The 16,721-nt window shown below is 38.7% G+C and carries 18 protein-coding genes and 1 tRNA gene; 14 read left to right on the top strand and 5 right to left on the bottom strand.

Annotated elements, in window-relative coordinates:
- Positions 1-19 precede the first annotated feature (19 nt).
- Positions 20-95: transfer RNA gene (locus tag F928_RS21160), tRNA-Gly, on the bottom strand.
- A 230-nt stretch (positions 96-325) separates the two neighbouring features.
- On the opposite strand from F928_RS21160, the gene bolA reads away from it, so the two are divergent.
- The 5 genes from bolA to F928_RS21135 all read left to right on the top strand — a co-directional run bounded on the left by bolA (position 326) and on the right by F928_RS21135 (position 3,159).
- On the top strand, positions 326-634 hold the full coding sequence (gene bolA / locus F928_RS21155; protein WP_002114074.1) for a BolA family protein: 309 nt from the start codon (positions 326-328) through the stop codon (positions 632-634).
- Between the two features lie 11 nt (positions 635-645).
- Entirely contained in the window at positions 646-1,038 is a 393-nt protein-coding gene (locus tag F928_RS21150; protein ID WP_005071964.1) for a SirB2 family protein, read from the top strand.
- A gap of 76 nt (positions 1,039-1,114) precedes the next feature.
- Entirely contained in the window at positions 1,115-1,957 is an 843-nt protein-coding gene (locus tag F928_RS21145; RefSeq protein ID WP_005071966.1) for a ParA family protein, read from the top strand.
- 10 nt (positions 1,958-1,967) lie between these two features.
- A complete protein-coding gene (locus F928_RS21140) occupies positions 1,968-2,354 on the top strand; it encodes a hypothetical protein (RefSeq protein WP_005071968.1) in 387 nt (128 codons plus the stop codon).
- A 214-nt stretch (positions 2,355-2,568) separates the two neighbouring features.
- Positions 2,569-3,159, top strand: coding sequence for a LysE family translocator (locus tag F928_RS21135; protein ID WP_005071969.1), 591 nt, complete (start codon positions 2,569-2,571; stop codon positions 3,157-3,159).
- Positions 3,160-3,167: 8 nt separating this feature from the next.
- Here the strand turns inward: F928_RS21135 and dedA are convergent, their stop codons facing one another.
- On the bottom strand, positions 3,168-3,809 hold the full coding sequence (gene dedA / locus F928_RS21130; protein ID WP_005071971.1) for a DedA family protein: 642 nt from the start codon (positions 3,807-3,809) through the stop codon (positions 3,168-3,170).
- A 194-nt stretch (positions 3,810-4,003) separates the two neighbouring features.
- On the opposite strand from dedA, the gene F928_RS21125 reads away from it, so the two are divergent.
- Positions 4,004-4,441 carry a DoxX family protein gene (locus tag F928_RS21125; RefSeq protein ID WP_002114126.1) on the top strand — a complete coding sequence of 146 codons (438 nt, stop codon included), beginning with the start codon at positions 4,004-4,006 and terminating at the stop codon, positions 4,439-4,441.
- 66 nt (positions 4,442-4,507) lie between these two features.
- Here the strand turns inward: F928_RS21125 and F928_RS21120 are convergent, their stop codons facing one another.
- Positions 4,508-5,725, bottom strand: coding sequence for a DUF445 domain-containing protein (locus F928_RS21120; protein ID WP_170825816.1), 1,218 nt, complete (start codon positions 5,723-5,725; stop codon positions 4,508-4,510).
- Positions 5,726-6,110: 385 nt separating this feature from the next.
- Here F928_RS21120 and guaA point away from each other — a divergent pair, with 385 nt between their 5' ends.
- The 7 genes from guaA (at position 6,111) to F928_RS21085 (ending at position 11,911) form a co-directional block, all read left to right on the top strand.
- A complete protein-coding gene (guaA, locus tag F928_RS21115; RefSeq protein ID WP_005071977.1) occupies positions 6,111-7,679 on the top strand; it encodes a glutamine-hydrolyzing GMP synthase in 1,569 nt (522 codons plus the stop codon).
- A 65-nt stretch (positions 7,680-7,744) separates the two neighbouring features.
- The gene (ant, locus tag F928_RS21110; RefSeq protein ID WP_005071978.1) at positions 7,745-8,533 is read left to right on the top strand and encodes an aminoglycoside nucleotidyltransferase ANT(3'')-IIa; all 789 of its coding nucleotides are present in this window, start codon (positions 7,745-7,747) and stop codon (positions 8,531-8,533) included.
- A gap of 215 nt (positions 8,534-8,748) precedes the next feature.
- The gene (locus F928_RS21105; protein ID WP_005071980.1) at positions 8,749-9,255 is read left to right on the top strand and encodes a PadR family transcriptional regulator; all 507 of its coding nucleotides are present in this window, start codon (positions 8,749-8,751) and stop codon (positions 9,253-9,255) included.
- A gap of 60 nt (positions 9,256-9,315) precedes the next feature.
- Positions 9,316-9,621: a DUF3861 domain-containing protein gene (locus F928_RS21100; protein ID WP_002114086.1), complete on the top strand. Its 306-nt coding sequence runs from the start codon at positions 9,316-9,318 to the stop codon at positions 9,619-9,621.
- 156 nt (positions 9,622-9,777) lie between these two features.
- Complete coding sequence (locus tag F928_RS21095; protein WP_005071982.1) at positions 9,778-10,725, top strand: pirin family protein; 948 nt, start codon at positions 9,778-9,780, stop codon at positions 10,723-10,725.
- Complete coding sequence (locus tag F928_RS21090) at positions 10,722-11,129, top strand: OsmC family protein (RefSeq protein ID WP_002114081.1); 408 nt, start codon at positions 10,722-10,724, stop codon at positions 11,127-11,129. The genes F928_RS21095 and F928_RS21090 overlap by 4 nt, the downstream gene beginning before the upstream one ends.
- Positions 11,130-11,242: 113 nt before the next feature.
- Positions 11,243-11,911, top strand: a complete 669-nt coding sequence (locus F928_RS21085) for a glutathione S-transferase (RefSeq protein WP_005071984.1) — start codon at positions 11,243-11,245, stop codon at positions 11,909-11,911.
- Positions 11,912-11,951: 40 nt separating this feature from the next.
- Here F928_RS21085 and F928_RS21080 read toward each other — a convergent pair whose 3' ends face one another.
- Together F928_RS21080 and argS are read right to left on the bottom strand one after the other, a co-directional pair.
- Positions 11,952-12,566, bottom strand: coding sequence for an SPOR domain-containing protein (locus tag F928_RS21080; RefSeq protein WP_005071985.1), 615 nt, complete (start codon positions 12,564-12,566; stop codon positions 11,952-11,954).
- A 157-nt stretch (positions 12,567-12,723) separates the two neighbouring features.
- Complete coding sequence (argS, locus tag F928_RS21075; protein WP_005071988.1) at positions 12,724-14,514, bottom strand: arginine--tRNA ligase; 1,791 nt, start codon at positions 14,512-14,514, stop codon at positions 12,724-12,726.
- A 494-nt stretch (positions 14,515-15,008) separates the two neighbouring features.
- Between argS and sfcA the strand changes: the two genes are divergently transcribed.
- Positions 15,009-16,706: an NAD-dependent malic enzyme gene (gene sfcA / locus F928_RS21070; protein ID WP_005079543.1), complete on the top strand. Its 1,698-nt coding sequence runs from the start codon at positions 15,009-15,011 to the stop codon at positions 16,704-16,706.
- The last annotated feature ends 15 nt before the right edge of the window (positions 16,707-16,721 follow it).

Here is a 16,721-nt window from a genome sequence, read left to right as displayed (position 1 = left end):
TTCTCAAAAAAAACCAATTTGGAGCGGGAAACGAGACTCGAACTCGCGACCCCAACCTTGGCAAGGTTATGCTCTACCAACTGAGCTATTCCCGCGTGCCGCTTATAATACATTAAGCAAAACAAGGGTCAACAACTTTATGCAAATAATTATGCTGATTGCATAAAATAAAAACAGAAATGAGCATTTAGCGGTATTTTTATTGTTAAGTTGCCGAATAAATAGACATTTTGTTTGAAGTCAAAGCATACAAGAGCAACTTTTGTTTGTGTGTAGACAAGGTATACTAGGTGCAAATATACGAATAATCGTAAAAGGAAAAGCTATGAGCCTTGAACAACAGTTGATTGAACGGTTACAAACACTTGCACCTAGCCATTTGGAAGTGATCAATGAGTCTGCCGGGCACGGTGGTTATTTTCCAGGTAAGGAATCTCATTTTAAAGTGATTATAGTGAGCGACGAATTTAATGGATTGCGTTTGGTTCAACGTCATCAAAAAGTATACGCGTTAGCTTCTGATTTGATGAATCCAGGCCAAATTCATGCTTTAGCGATTCATGCTTATTTGCCAAGTGAGTGGCAAGGTCAAGCTCCTGCTAGCCCAGAATGTGCACATGCACCTAAAAGCTAAGGGTTAATTTCATGGATGCACATTTACTCACTAAAATTATTCATATGACTGCAGTAGCTGCCGCACTTATGGTCTTTGTTTTACGCGCTTCAACTCTGTTTATAGGTGTTCAAGGTGAACAACCCAATCCAGCAGGGCGTAAAGTATTAGTTGCCTTACAACATTTGTCATTTACCGTGGTTTTCATTACGGGTGCAATTTTGTTAGTCATGAAAGACTTTCAAGTACAACCGTGGTTTTACGCTAAAATTATTCTATTTTTAGTGTTGTTATCTTCCCTGATGAAAGCCTTTAAAAAAGATGACACTCTTTTGTTGGCACAGCGTCGTGCAGGTTTGGTCATTAGTGCGATTGCATTTATTGCTATTATTATCTTAGTGATTGTGAAACCTGTTTTTGCTTAATTGTTCTACATTCTTTGCCTTTTTGATTAAGCTCTAGGTTAAACTGCGTACAGTAAAATAATATGCAGAGGGAAACATGTTAACTCGTGTGGTGTTTAACCAAAAAGGCGGTGTAGGGAAATCAAGTATTACTGTAAATTTGGCTGCAATTAGTGCCAAACATGGCTTAAGAACATTGGTGATCGATCTTGATCCTCAAGCCAATTCTAGTCAGTATCTTTTAGGTGACGAAGCAACCTATTCTGCTGAAAAATCAATTTTAGAGCCAAATATCGAAAATTTCTTTGATGATGTGTTGGGCAACAATCAACAAAAGGGTTTAATCGGTAACGCATTAGGTTCAATTTTAAAAGCTCCAAGAAATAAAGATCTCGACAGTTTTGTTCATTCAACTCCTTTTGCAAAATTAGATGTGCTTCCAGCAAGTCCTACACTTGGCGCGCTTGAACATGCGCTTGAAAGTAAACATAAAATTTATAAATTACGTGATTCGATTCAAAACTTAGTTGGGCGATATGACCGTATCTATATAGACACACCACCAGCGTTTAACTTTTTTACTCTCTCTGCTCTGATTGCGGCAGATAAAGTACTCATTCCTTTCGACTGTGATGTTTTTTCAAAGCGTGCGTTACAAACATTGATTGAAAATGTTCTCGAAACGCAAGATGATCATAATGATCGCTTGGAAATTGAAGGAATTGTGGTGAATCAATTCCAATCCCAAGCAAAATTACCTCGGGAAGTGGTTCAGCAGTTAAAAGATGAAGGGTTGCCTGTACTCAATAGCATGTTACCGCCTTCGATTTTGATGAAAGAATCGCATCAGAAAAATTTACCTTTGGCCCATTTGGCACCCGAACATAAATTGACTCAAGCTTATGAGACATTGTTTGGTGAGATTGAGCCAAAACGATAAGAGAAAAATGATGAAAGGCTTATATATTGCGCCTTTGGTGGCAGCCACTTTACTCCTTGGCGCTTGTGCTACAACGGTAAAACCGACTTATGTGTCTCCGACACAATATCAATCTTTGAGCTGCCAACAGCTACAAAGTGAATATAACCGTATTCAGCAATATATCGACAATGGCGTGCAAACTCCAAAAAGTACAGGTATGGGTGTTGGTCTTGGACTCGGTGGTGGCTGGGGACGAGGTGGTTGGGGATTCGGTCCATCTATTTCTGTAAATATGGGACAGTCTTCTTCAACGAAAAACACCGAACTTTCACGTGTTTTAGGCCAACAAGAAGCAATTGTTCAGGCTGCTCAGTTCAAGAATTGTCCAATAATTGTTCGTAAAAAGGCCAATTAATAGTCAGCTTTGCATCACAATATGCTAACTAAGGCATGTTGTGATGAATAAAGTTTAGCAAAATGTTTCATAATAAAATTAATATAAATAAGTGGTTTATCAATTTTTAAGCTTCCAAAATTCTGTATTTTCTGTAATCAAAAAGCCTTATAAACTTGCTATATTTTGCCTGTTTCGTTTAAGGTGGCCCCATCTTGGATATTATGGAAACTTTATGATTGAGAGTTGGTTTTTTGTATTGGCAATGTTGGCTGTTTTGCTCATTCCAGGGCCGACAAATGCTTTACTTGCAACCGCTGCTCATTCTCAAGGTTTATCTAAAGCGTTTTGGCTTATTCCTATGGAATGGTTAGGCTATGCCTACGGTATTAGCTTTTGGGCTGTGTTTATTCATTTGGCAGCACCAGTTTGGCCTGCGTTATTGCTCATTTTACATATTACAAGTGTGGCATATGTGTTCTGGATGGCATTCCGATTATGGAAAACCACCCATTTACAACAATTTAGTCAAACTCACCGTAACATTCGCCCACGTCAATTATTCTTCTCAACCTTAAAAAATCCGAAATCCTTACTTTTTGCTGCAGGTATTTTCCCTGCCGAAACATGGAATTCGCCTGAAAATTGTCTAATAGTATTTGGTGTTTTTACATTGACGCTCATTCCAGCTGCGAGTTTCTGGATGATTTTTGGACGTGCACTATTAACGGGCCCAGTACAAAAAATAAAAGCCGATCATTTATATAAAGGATCGGCTATGTTGCTTATTTTATGTATGCTTCCAGTGGTATTCCGTTTCTTCTAAATTAAGCCTTAAGCATTGGTTTTCCGGCTTTTTAGCTTTTCACGTATAAAGCCGATGATGCCCGGTAAAACGCTAATAATAATGATGCCAAAAATAAGATGAGTGAAGTTATCTTTAACGATTGGCATATTTCCAAATAGATAGCCCAACGCCACAAAAGAAGCGACCCAACAAAATGCCCCAATCACATTATAAGTTAAGAAAAACTTATAGTTCATGCTGCCAGCACCCGCAACAAAAGGGGCAAAAGTACGGGCAAATGGAACAAAGCGAGCAAAAATAATTGTTTTGCCACCATGACGAGCAAAGAATTCTTGAGTTTTAATTAAATGCTGCTTATTAATGAATCGTGAATTCATTTCAAATACACGTGGACCGATAAAACGACCAATATGGTAGTTCACTGTATCGCCTAAAACGGCAGCAATGAAGAGTAGAGCACCCAATAACCATGGATCCATCGCACCTGTAGATGCTGCTAAAGCACCAGCTGCAAATAGTAAACTATCTCCTGGTAAAAACGGCATAACCACTAAACCGGTTTCGACAAAGATAATTAAAAATAAAATGCCATAAATCCACGTCCCGTAATTTGTAATAAACTCGGCGAGATGTTGATCAACGTGTAGAATAAAATCAAGAAGTTCCATGAGATGATTAAGTGGTAAACCGTGCTCAAATCCTAGCAGTGACCCTATAGAAAGTCAGTATAAAACATCAAAAATATACAAATTGATCATCCTGTTTGTGCAACGATATATATGGATTTTGAGTATTTAATTATCAATGTCCCAAACCTAGAATGAGCTCATCAATAAATAAGCATTTAAATAAAGGTGGCAAAATGTTTAATCCAAATGTAGTGGTCAAAAATATCGTAACGCAATCAGGCGCGGACAGTTTTATTAGTCTTATTGCTCGTCTTCTTATGGCTTATATCTTCCTTGTTGCTGGTTGGGGGAAAATTACCGGTTATGCAGCAACTGCAGGATATATGGAAGCAATGGGTGTACCAGGTGGAATTCTTCCTTTAGTTATCTTGGTTGAGTTTGGTGGTGGTTTAGCCTTGTTATTTGGTTTCCAAGCACGCTTTGCAGCTTTCGGTCTTGGTATCTTCAGTATTTTAACTGCATTCTTGTTCCACCAAGGTGGGGCTGATGCAGCGGCACAATACAATAATGGCATCCACTTTATGAAAAACTTAGCAATGGCAGGTGGTTTATTCTTCCTAATGCTTCATGGTGCTGGCCGTATTAGTCTGGATCATGCAATTGAAAAATAAGATGTAAGACAAAATAAAAACCGGATGAGCAATTCATCCGGTTTTTTTATTTCTTTATTTTAAAAATTAAAGCATAAATTGGATTTGCAATTCCCCAACCACGAAACCAAGAACTGCGCCGACTGCAATCAAGGCCCACTCATCTTCTTTAAATGCAGGACGTAACATCCCTTCAAATTCAGAAGGTGTTAATTTTTGCATACGTTCAATGAGTGTGCTACGAATATTCATTGCATCTTCTGCATAAGACTCTACATATTTCATCGTCTCTGGAAGCTGTTGCATAATACGTTCAGCAACTTGTGATTTCATATTCTGATATTTTTCTCCGCCAATTGCATATACAACTAACGGACGAATAACCCCAGCTTGCATATCAATTTCTTGTTTGACATGCCGGTTAACCAGATCAATAACACGCGCAGAATGTGTACCCGAAAATAACTCTTCCATCATGTGACGTGAAGTTAAAAGCTGTTTAGAAATTAAAGCTGCATAGTCAGCTGCAACTTCATTTTGACGTTTAATAAACAGACCTTGCCATGTGTAACCCAATATCTTTTTAGGATAAAGTGGTCTAAACATCATTTGCAGTGCAATCCAGTCACTAAAGAAACCTACAAAGCCACCAAACAAAGGTAGCATCCAAGGATATTTTCCTTGAGTGACAATCCAGCACAGCATCTGAATCACACCGATACCGAAGCCAAATACAAAACCTACATTACTGAAAAATTTAAATTCTTGTTTCCCCACACGTTTAAAAATATTGTTGAGTAAACGTTTATCTTTAAGCAAGTTGCTGATAACAAGATGTTTAATATCAAAGTATCGATCCACATCACGCTGTACTTCGCTCATGATGTGTTCAACAATTTCTGGTGCTTTGGATTGCACACGACGGATGAGTCTTTGGCGAGCAAATTCTGGCATGCCTTCCCATAAACCAGGCTGATACTCTTGAGCAACGTCACGGGTAATATCCTCAGCCGCTGCAAGTAGGGGTTTTTCTATTTCTTTGGCAATACGTTTAGGATCTAGGCGTGCAAAAATTTCTTCAGGCTTAATGAGCTTTGCTGTCATGAGCTCAACAGCAATGGTTGCCATTTTCTCGGCTTTGCGAGGCACAATGCCTTGCCAACCCAAAAATGGTTTAATACCTTTAAATTCAAGTGGTGAAAACATCATCTGGATGGCAACCACCTTGGTGATATAGCCAATTAAACCACTCATAAAAGGAATAGAGACATACAACCAAAAATGTTGCTGGAAATCTGCAATCATAGTTTGAAGCATTGTTGTTCCTTAGATTTCTATTGATTTTGATAGGGGGCAACAAGCCATAAAAATGGATAATTGTTTAAGCACAGACAAATATCGCTTATGGTATTTACCTTTCCATGGTAATGCCTGTTTTATCGGCTCATCTTAACATCAAATTCAAGGCGATGTTGCATAGAATGTGATGAATTTATCAATACACATGGAGTTTTTAAGCGTAACCCATACAGTTGATAAATATAAGTAAATTTTGATTTATATCAAACAATTCAATTATAGAAATGATTCTGATATGAAAAAAATAAGATATATGATGATTTGCGGTGCGCCGAAGCGCGAAAAATGTTAAAATGGCGCGCTTAATTCTTTTGCCATTTAGTGGTTTGTCATGACTACCAATACTCAAATTACTGAAGATCGTATCCTGATTCTGGATTTCGGCTCTCAATATAGTCAGCTCATTGCACGTCGTGTACGTGAAGCTGGTGTTTACTCTGAAATGTATGCTTTTGATATGTCTGAAGAAGACATTCGTGCTTTTAAGCCAAATGGCATTATTTTGTCAGGTGGACCTGAGAGCGTACATGAAGAAGGCAGCCCTCGCGCACCACAAGTAGTGTTTGAGTTAGACGTTCCAGTATTGGGTATTTGCTATGGCTTGCAAACCATGTCTGAACAGTTAGGCGGTAAAGTTGAGCCGGGTACTGTACATGAGTTTGGTTATGCCGAAGTTGATATCGTCAAACGCGATCAACTGATTGGTAACTTACAAGACCGTGAAAACCAACTTCATGTTTGGATGAGTCATGGTGACAAAGTTAGCCAGATTCCAGAAGGCTTTACCATTACTGCAAGCACACCAAGCTGTCCAGTTGCTGCTGTAAGTGATGAAGCGCGTCGTTTCTATGGCGTGCAATTCCACCCAGAAGTAACGCACACGGCAAAAGGTGAAGAGTTACTTGCAAACTTCGTTCATAAAATTTGTGGATGTGGTGGCCTTTGGACACCTGAACACATCATCGATTTACGTGTAGAACAATTACGTGAACAAATCGGTAATGAAAAAGTTCTTTTAGGCCTTTCAGGTGGTGTTGACTCATCTGTCGTTGCTGCGCTTTTACACAAAGCAATTGGCGACCAGCTAACATGTGTATTTGTTGATAACGGTTTACTTCGTTTAAACGAAGGTGACCAAGTGATGCAAATGTTTGCTGAAAACATGGGTATCCGTGTTATTCGTGCAGATGCTGAACAACGCTTCTTAACTGCATTGGCTGGTGAAGTTGATCCAGAGAAAAAACGTAAAATCATTGGTCGTGAGTTTATTGAAGTTTTTGCAGAAGAAGCGCGTAAACTTGATGGCGTGAAATTCTTAGCACAAGGTACGATTTACCCAGACGTAATCGAATCTGCTGCAAGCAAACAAGGTAAAGCACACGTTATTAAATCTCACCATAACGTGGGTGGCTTACCAGAAGATTTAGCATTTGAATTGGTAGAACCTTTACGCGACTTATTCAAAGACGAAGTTCGTAAATTAGGTACTACACTTGGCTTGCCACATAGCATGATTTACCGCCATCCATTCCCGGGCCCTGGTTTAGGTGTTCGTATTTTGGGTGAGGTGAAGAAAGAATATGCTGATATTCTTCGTCTTGCTGATGACATCTTCATGCAAGAGCTTCGTGACAGTGGTTGGTATGATAAAACTGCTCAAGCGTTTGCTGTGTTCCAACCTGTTAAGTCAGTTGGTGTAGTGGGTGATGGCCGTCGTTATGCATGGGTAATTGCGCTTCGTGCAGTTGAAACGGTTGACTTTATGACAGCTCGTTTTGCACATTTACCATACGAATTGGTTGATAAAATCTCAACGCGTATTATGAATGAAATTAAAGATGTATCACGTGTTGTATATGACGTGTCATCTAAACCACCAGCAACGATTGAGTGGGAATAATTAAATGAAAAGGCAGGATTTAATCCTGCCTTTTTTATATCTGTTTCTTCCAAAGGAGGTGAGAGATGCCTGATTTAATTCAGTTAGAATATCTACAAGAAAAATTACAGCAGCTTTTAGCGGAATCATTATTTGCAATTTATCTTTATGGTTCAGCTGTTGACGGTGGTTTAGGGCCAGAAAGTGATCTTGATGTACTGGTCGTGGTCACTCAACCATTAACTTCTGCTTTACGTGAGCAGCTTGCACAAGAATTACTAAAAATTTCACAGCCTGTTGGGGAATTACAAAGGCCATTAGAAGTTACTATTTTATTAAAAGATGAGATTCAGTCTGGAATTTATCCTTTAAGTTATGAAATGCAATTTGGTGAATGGCTGCGTGAAGAGCTTAAAGAAGGTGGAATATTGAGCTCACAGAAAGACCCAGATATTAGTATATTGCTTAGAAAAGCGAGATCTCATCATACAGTTTTATTTGGGCCAGCTTTAAACCAATGGGCACCTGAAATTTCTGATCAAGAACTATGGCAAGCAATGTCTGACACTTATCCCGAAATTGTAGCGCATTGGGATGAGGATGCAGATGAAAGAAACCAGATTTTAGCTTTATGCCGGATCTATTTTAGTTTAGTGATGAAGGATATTGCTTCAAAAGACAATGCTGCACGATGGGTTATGTCTCAGCTTTCTGATGAGCAGAAATTCGTATTGCAGCGACTTATACAGGAATATAGAGGGGAAATCGGCAAACAAAATTGGCAAGAGGAGCATTATGCTTTGCAGCCTATTGTCAATTTTTTGAGTTCAAAAATTGAAGAGCAGTTTGAGCAGAAAAGAAATCTGATCACATAATAATTTTTTGATTCTGGCTTTATTTACCGACTTTGCTAAACATGTGGCTCTATAAGAGTGCTTAAGCACTCTTTTTTATTACTTAGATTTTAAAGCTAAAAATTAATTTTGATAACTATCAAAGCAATAGATCAACTCTTATTACTTTTACTTGATCAAAGATATATTAAGATATATCTTAATAATTATAAATTGATCATTTTGGATCTTAAAAGATGAAACAACAATCAGAACAGCATCATGCTGAACATCATCGTTCGGGACGCCGTGGAAGACTTTTTGAAGCTGGACGCATGAAACTTTTGGTACTCCACCTTATTCAGCAAAGCCCAAAGCATGGCTATGAAATCATTAAAGAAATAAGTGATTTGGTAGGCGATGGCTATACGCCAAGCGCAGGAACAATTTATCCAACATTAACCAGTCTTGAAGAAATGAAGTTGATTAATTTGCTGGATGTAGAGCGTAAGCAATATCAAATCACGGAATTTGGGAAAGCTTACTTAACTGAACAACAAGACAAGTTGAAAGAGTTATTAGAAAAACTACGTTTAAGACGAGAAATCCACAGTAATGATGAATTAATCGAAATTCACCGTGCAATGGAAAACCTAAAAACAGCCTTACGTTTGAAGTTGAACTCGGCAGGTTTACAGCAAGAGCAGATTTATCAAATTGCCGAAAAAATTGATCAGGCTGCTGTTGCGATTGGGCGCCTATAAGTCGACCTTAAACAAGTTGAAATTCTTCAAAGTTATTAATTTTTAAGAGAGAATTTATATATGAAACAACATCAATATCATGTCACGGTACAACACTTAAAAAATGCAAAAGGAGAGGCCTCTACTTATACTGAACGCCTTGAATTCTATGCGGGAAATCATGACGATATTTTTGAAATTGTTGAACGCTTAAAAAAAGCAGATTTTTTTGATGATGAAACAACAAAATCTTTTGGAGTTGGACTAAAACTTTTTAGTGAGGTTATGCTTGAAAACCGTGACCACCCACTATTTCAAGAGTTTCTCCCACAATTTGGTCAATTTATGAAAAACCTAAAACAGCTCGTTAAAACTCAATCATCTTAAGCTGCTCAATGCAGCTTTAATTTTATGTAATTAACAAATGATTGTCTCATTCATAGCACCCTGTGTATTACTAAAAGACTATATTGAATAATGAGTGTATTGTTAAGATCATTACAACGACTCATTGCAAAAGCATAGGTAAAAGAGAGTAATATCATGAGCAATAATAATGATTACGATATTTCTGATTCAAAGGATTGCGAAAAATTTGCCAATCAGTTTATTCAGGAATTTCCAATTCGCTCTGCTGAAATTGGACAGGGGACAGTCATTAAGCGGGCTTTACCTAGCCGACAAAAACGAATGATTGGTGCGTGGTGTTTCTTAGATCATGCAGGCCCAGTAACTTTTCCGGCGGGTGATGGTTTAGATGTTGGTCCTCATCCTCATATTGGTTTGCAAACCTTCACGTGGATGATTGAAGGCACCATGATGCATACCGATAGCTTAGGCTCAAAACAACTGATTCGACCTAAACAAGTTAATTTAATGACGGCAGGTCACGGAATTTCACATACAGAAGTTGCACCTGATACTGAAACTCAAATGCACGCTGCTCAGCTCTGGATTGCCTTACCAGATGCTAAGCGCAACATGGATCCGAAATTTGAACATTATCCTGAACTGCCTGTTGTTGAGAAAGACGGTCTAGAGTTTACCGTGCTTGTGGGTGAATATTTGGCAACGACTTCCCCAGTCTTGGTACATACACCGTTAGTGGGTGTTGACCTCATTGCTACCGAAGATACTAAAACCCGCATTCCATTAAATCCTGAGTTTGAATATGGTTTTATGGCATTAGATGGTGTTGCCCATGTGAATGGCCATGAGTTAACGGCTGACAACATGGTGGTATTAGATACTGGTCTTAGTGAGATCGAAATTGAAGTAAAGAAAGGGAACCGTGTGCTGTTAGTTGGTGGTGAACCGTTTGAGACTCCAATTTTGCTATGGTGGAACTTTGTTGCACGTACAATGGATGATTTAAAAGAAGCCCGTGAGCAATGGATTAACCATGATGCACGTTTTGGTGAAATCCCAGATTATGTTGGTGCACGTTTAGAAGCCCCTGTTCTTCCAGATCAAATGAGAGCATCAAAATGACAGCAGTAATCGCAAGCAGTAAAGCAAAGCCCCTTGCTGAACAATGGAAGGGCGAAATCACCAGTGGTCGTCACCAATATTTTTGTGATGAGCCAGAGAAGCTAGAAGGGCAAGATCAAGGCCCAGCGCCATATGATTTGCTCACTGGAAGTTTAGCCGCGTGTACGCTCATTACTTTAAGAATGTACGCAAAGCATAAGGGTTATGATTTTGGTGAGTTTTCGGTTGAAATCGATTTTCATACCAATAGAGAACATGAAGAACATATAGAACGTCGTATTGTTTTTAAAGACTTGCCAAACGAAGAGCTTCAACAAAAAATCTTAGCGGTATGCGGTAAAACCCCAGTCACTAAAACTTTGTTACGTAGTTTAGACATTCATACTGTGCTTGTTACAGCGTAAAAATGCTATTTTGTTGAGGTGGATGATTTTATATCCATCCCACAAATGGAATAAAACAGCATGTTCACATGCTGTTTTTTATGTAAAAAAGAAAAATAAAAGCAGGCAATAACATGATTAGTGTACACCACCTGGAATGTTCGCGATCGTTTCGAATTCTATGGGCTTTAGAAGAGTTGCGCTTAGATTATGATATTCATTATTATCAACGTCTACCTAACTATTCCGCTCCAGAAACATTGAAATGTATTCATCCTTTAGGTAAAGCTCCAATTTTGACTGATGATGAACAAGTTATCGCAGAATCTGCTGTGATTTTAGAATATTTACAGCAGCGTTATGATCAGAAGCAACAATTTAAACCTAAAGAGCCACAAGATTTACAGCAGTATATTTACTGGATGCACTATGCAGAAGGTTCACTTATGCCGTTATTAGTCATGACTTTGGTCATGAATGGTGTAAACAAACATGTGCCATGGTTAATTCAGCCAGTAGCTAAAAAAATTACAGAAGGGGTGAAGGCAAATTTTGTTCGCCCACGCATGAAAGATCATATTAGTTTTTTAGAAAACTATTTGGCAGAGCATGAATATTTTGCAGGTGACTTTTCATTTGCTGATATTCAAATGAGTTTCCCACTGGAAGCTTTGCAATCACGTTTGCAAGGGAAATACCCTAATATTCAGGCTTTTTTACATCGTATTCAGCAAAGACCCGCATTTCAGAAAGCGAAACAAAAGGGAATTGGTTCTAATGAAAGGAATTGTGCTGATATTTAAAAGAAAAGGAACAATTATTTGTTCCTTTTTTATTTGCCGTTTACTTGCGTTTGATCACGATAGAATCAATGCCGCTATGTTGTAAGGTTTGTTGAGCGGCCAATGCAGCGTCTTGAGTATCATACGGTCCAGAAATAACGCGATACCATGTTTGTCCGTTTTCAGTACTTTTGACTACATCAGCAGATAAGCCATTTAAAATGATTTCTGCACGACGAGCATCAGCCTGATCAGGATCGTTATAACTACGAACTTGTAAAATATATGTAGGTTGCTGAGGAGTTGTAGCTGACTGATTCGGGTCAATTCCTACACTTTCAGAGGCAGCTGGTTCGGTGGTACTTGGTGCCTCAACGATCATAGCAGTGCCTTGATTTTTACTTTCAGGGATCGCTTGTTCAGGAATAGGGGTAACCTGTTGTTGAGGCAATAGGTCGTAGAAGCGATAGTCTTTATTAGTATCTTCTTCTTGATAATGTTCAGAAGTAATCTGATTTTTCGCAGGAACAGGTTGCCAAGGTTTCCAAAGCATAAGCATTACAGCGATACATAAGACCGCCAAAATAGCGACAAGTGTCCCTAACCATTTGGGAATTAGAGGCTTTTTAGGCTTATTAGGTCTTTCAGATACACCGCGTTGCGTTTTGCCAAACACGTGGATTATTCCTCTGTATTTTGATTGTTTTTTAATTCGAGTTTGAGTCTCGTCTTACGATGCTAAAAACAGTGGTTTGTATTGATATTTTAACTATACAAACCACTGCTGACTATATATTGCATGACCTTTAATTTGCTGTCATGCAATATATTTATTACATAGATTCTGGTGCAGATACACCAAGTAATTCTAAACCATTACGAAGCACTTGTTGTACATTGATTGAAAGCAATAAACGGGCTTGTGTAAGCTCTGCATCATCGCTTAATACTTTATGTTCATTGTACCAACCGTGGAACAGGGCGGCTAACTCTTTTAAGTAGTTACCAACCTGATGAGGTTCATATGCATTTGCAGCACGTAATACCGCGTCTGGGTATGCTGCCAGTTTAGCAAGAATCTCAGTTTCTGCATCAAGAGACAAGCGAGCTGCATGTGGACGAGCAGCGTTTACATCGAATTGTAAATCTGTGCTTACTGCTTTTTCTAACATACGACAAATACGTGCGTGTGCATATTGAATATAGTACACAGCATTGTCTTTACTTTGTGAAACAGCAAGGTCAAGGTCAAAGTCGATGTGTTGTTCACTCTTACGCATTACGTAGTAGAAACGAGCTGCGTCATTGCCCACTTCTTTACGTAAGTCACGTAAAGTCACGAATTGACCTGAACGAGAAGACATTTGAACCATCTCGCCGCCACGCCATAAACTTACAAACTGAACTAAAAGAACAGTCAATTTCTTAGAGTCGTAACCCATTGCATCAATCGCCGCTTTTACGCGAGAAATATAGCCATGGTGGTCAGAACCCCAAATATCGATTAGGTCAGTATAACCACGTTGTAGTTTATTTAAGTGGTATGCAATGTCAGATGCAAAGTAAGTCGTTTGGCCATTACGACGCTTAACAACACGGTCTTTTTCATCACCAAATTCAGTCGACTTGAACCAGATGTTGCCATCTTTTTGATAAAGGAAGCCACGTTGATCAAGTGTTTCTAAAGCTTCATCAATTTTTGCACTAAGAGATGCTTCACTAAACCATTGGTTGAACGTTACACCAAAGTCAGCAAGGTCATCTTTAATATCATCTAAAATGGCGTGAAGAGCAGCTTGGTGGAATACACGGTAGCCTTCACCTAATAATTGTTGTGAGTTGGCAATAAGTCCATCAATATGCTTTTCTTTATCGCCAGATAAAACGACTTTGTTACCTTCGCTATCTAGCTCTTCAGCATATTGCACATCTTCTGGTACATCTTTATAAACATTCGCAACTTCACGAACGTAAGCGTCGCCATCTTTATCAATAATGCCTTGTGCGATTTCTTTAACGTAATCGCCTTGATATGCATTTTTAGGGAATACAAGGTTTTGTCCAAGTAGTTCCAAATAACGTAAATAAGTAGAAGTCGCCAAAATATCCATTTGACGGCCAGCATCATTCACGTAGTATTCGCGGTCAACTTTAGCACCTGTTGCTTCAAGTAAATTAGCAACTGTCATACCGTATGCCGCACCACGACCATGACCTACGTGTAGGCTAGACGTTGGGTTTGCAGAAACAAATTCGACTTGAAACTTTTTCGCTGCATTTGCTTGGCTACGACCAAAAATTTCTTTTTGTGCTTGAATTTGATCAAGAATAGCAAAGCGCTGGTCTGCATTTAAAAAGAAGTTAATAAATCCGGGTCCTGCGATTTCAGCTTTACTGATATCTGCCACTTCTGGTAATGCAGCGAGAACTTTCTCAGCTAAATCACGTGGTTTCATACCAGCAGCTTTCGAGCCGATCATGGCAATATTAGAAGCAAAGTCGCCATGGCTTCGGTCTTTGGTGCGTGTTAAATTGCTTGTGTTTTTCCAGTCGGAAGGAAGCACCCCTTCTTGTTGAAGAGTTTGCACTGCATGGTCGAGAGCTGCTTGTATTGCCGTATTCATATCAATCGAAAATAGATGTCGCAGAAAAACGTCAAATATAGCAAATTTCCGATGACTTAGGGGAGGGGATTTGATATTCCAATAATTCTTTATGCAAATTACTGATGATTATTTTTTAAATGAATGTTGGTTGATGAATCGCCTTACTATTCTGAAAATAAAGAATTACAAGCCTTTTGGGTAGTTTTGATGAGTAAATTAAGTGTTTAATTTAATATTATTTCCTGAGAAAATACCTGTTGCCACTAACTCATATAATTATGGCTTTTAAAATTGAGAAAATAAAAGAGGTTTTTAAAATTATAAAAATATTAAAATACTGATTTCTATTAATTATTTTTAAACATGTTGTAACTAAATAGTGTTTAATTTTAACATCACGGTTTAAAATATCTATTTTGATCGAATTAGGCTTAAGCTTATACGCACAAAGAGTTTTAGAGACCATACAAAACGTGTTTTTCTCTACTCTAAGCTGGAAAATGAGATAGGCAATGATATCAGGACACCCAAGTAAACATCCCCTTTATATTCCATATGCAGGTTTTACACTTTTAGAGTTACCACTCTTAAATAAAGGTTCGGCTTTCACTGAAGAAGAAAGAAGTAACTTTAACTTACACGGTTTACTCCCCCATATTATTGAAACTATTGAAGAGCAGAGCCAGCGCTCTTATCAACAATATTGCGCTTTTACTGATGATATCAATCGACATATCTATTTGCGTAATATCCAAGATACCAACGAAACCTTGTTCTATCATTTAATCGAAAATCATCTTGAAGAAATGATGCCGATTATTTATACCCCAACAGTGGGTGAGGCATGTCAGCGTTTCTCTGATATCTATCGTCGTCATCGTGGTGTTTTTATTTCATATCCAGATCGTGATGTGATTGATGATATTTTGCAGAACGTAAATAAAAATAATGTAAAAGTCATCGTGATTACTGATGGTGAACGTATCCTAGGTCTTGGTGACCAAGGTATTGGCGGAATGGGGATTCCTATTGGAAAACTTTCACTTTACACCGCTTGTGGTGGGATTAGTCCAGCTTATACATTACCAATCACAATTGATGTAGGGACGAATAATCCACAATTGTTAAATGATCCGATCTATATGGGTTGGCGTCAGCCACGTATTAGTGGCGATGAATATTACGCATTTGTCGATATGGTGATTGAGGCTGTGAAGCGTCGTTGGCCAAAAGCGTTAATTCAGTTTGAAGATTTCGCACAAAAAAATGCGATGCCGCTTTTAGAAAAGTATCGAGATAAAATTTGTTGTTTTAACGATGATATTCAAGGAACAGCAGCGGTATCTGTAGGTAGTTTGATTGCTGCAAGTCGTGCAGCAGGCAAGCAATTAAAAGATCAAACAATTGCTTTCTTAGGCGCGGGTTCTGCGGGATGCGGTATTGCGGAACAAATTATTGCTCAAATGGTTGCTGAAGGTCTGACTGATTCTGAAGCGCGTGCTCGCGTTTATATGGTAGACCGTTTTGGTTTGATCACTGAGAATCAGCCAAACTTGCTCGACTTCCAACGTAAGTTAGCACAAAAAGCTGAGGTGGTTGATCAGTGGGGCAATATTGAAGAAGTGATTTCACTACTTGATGTTGTTAAAAATGCGAAGCCTACAGTGTTAATTGGCGTTTCTGGTCAGCCAGGCTTGTTCACAGAAGAAATCATTAAGACCATGGCGGCGAATTGTGAACGCCCAATTGTCATGCCATTGTCTAACCCAACTTCACGTGTTGAGGCTGTGCCAGCAGATATTGTAGAGTGGACTGAAGGTAGAGCGTTAATTGCAACAGGTAGCCCGTTTGCTCCTGTGAATCATCACGGCAAGCTTTATAATATTTCTCAGTGTAATAACTCGTACATTTTCCCGGGCATTGGGCTGGGTGTGGTGGCATCGGGTGCTAAACGCGTTACTGAAAATATGTTAATGGCTTCAAGTAGTGCTTTAGCGAATTGCTCGCCATTACTAAAAGATCCGCAAGCTGATTTATTGCCACCTTTGGGTGAAATTCAGCAAGTCTCTAAAGTGATTGCATTTGAAGTTGCCAAAGCTGCAATGGCAGATGGCGTGGCAGTAACGATTAGTGATGATTTGCTACAGCAAAAAATAGATCAATCATTCTGGAAGCCAGAATACCGTAAATATAAGCGTATTCCTTTCTAAGATTAAGAACGTAAA

It is taken from the genome of Acinetobacter pittii ATCC 19004 = CIP 70.29 (assembly GCF_000369045.1).
GTDB lineage: Bacteria > Pseudomonadota > Gammaproteobacteria > Pseudomonadales > Moraxellaceae > Acinetobacter > Acinetobacter pittii.
Note: the sequence above shows the minus strand (reverse complement) of the source record. Positions and strands in the feature narration are given on the sequence as shown.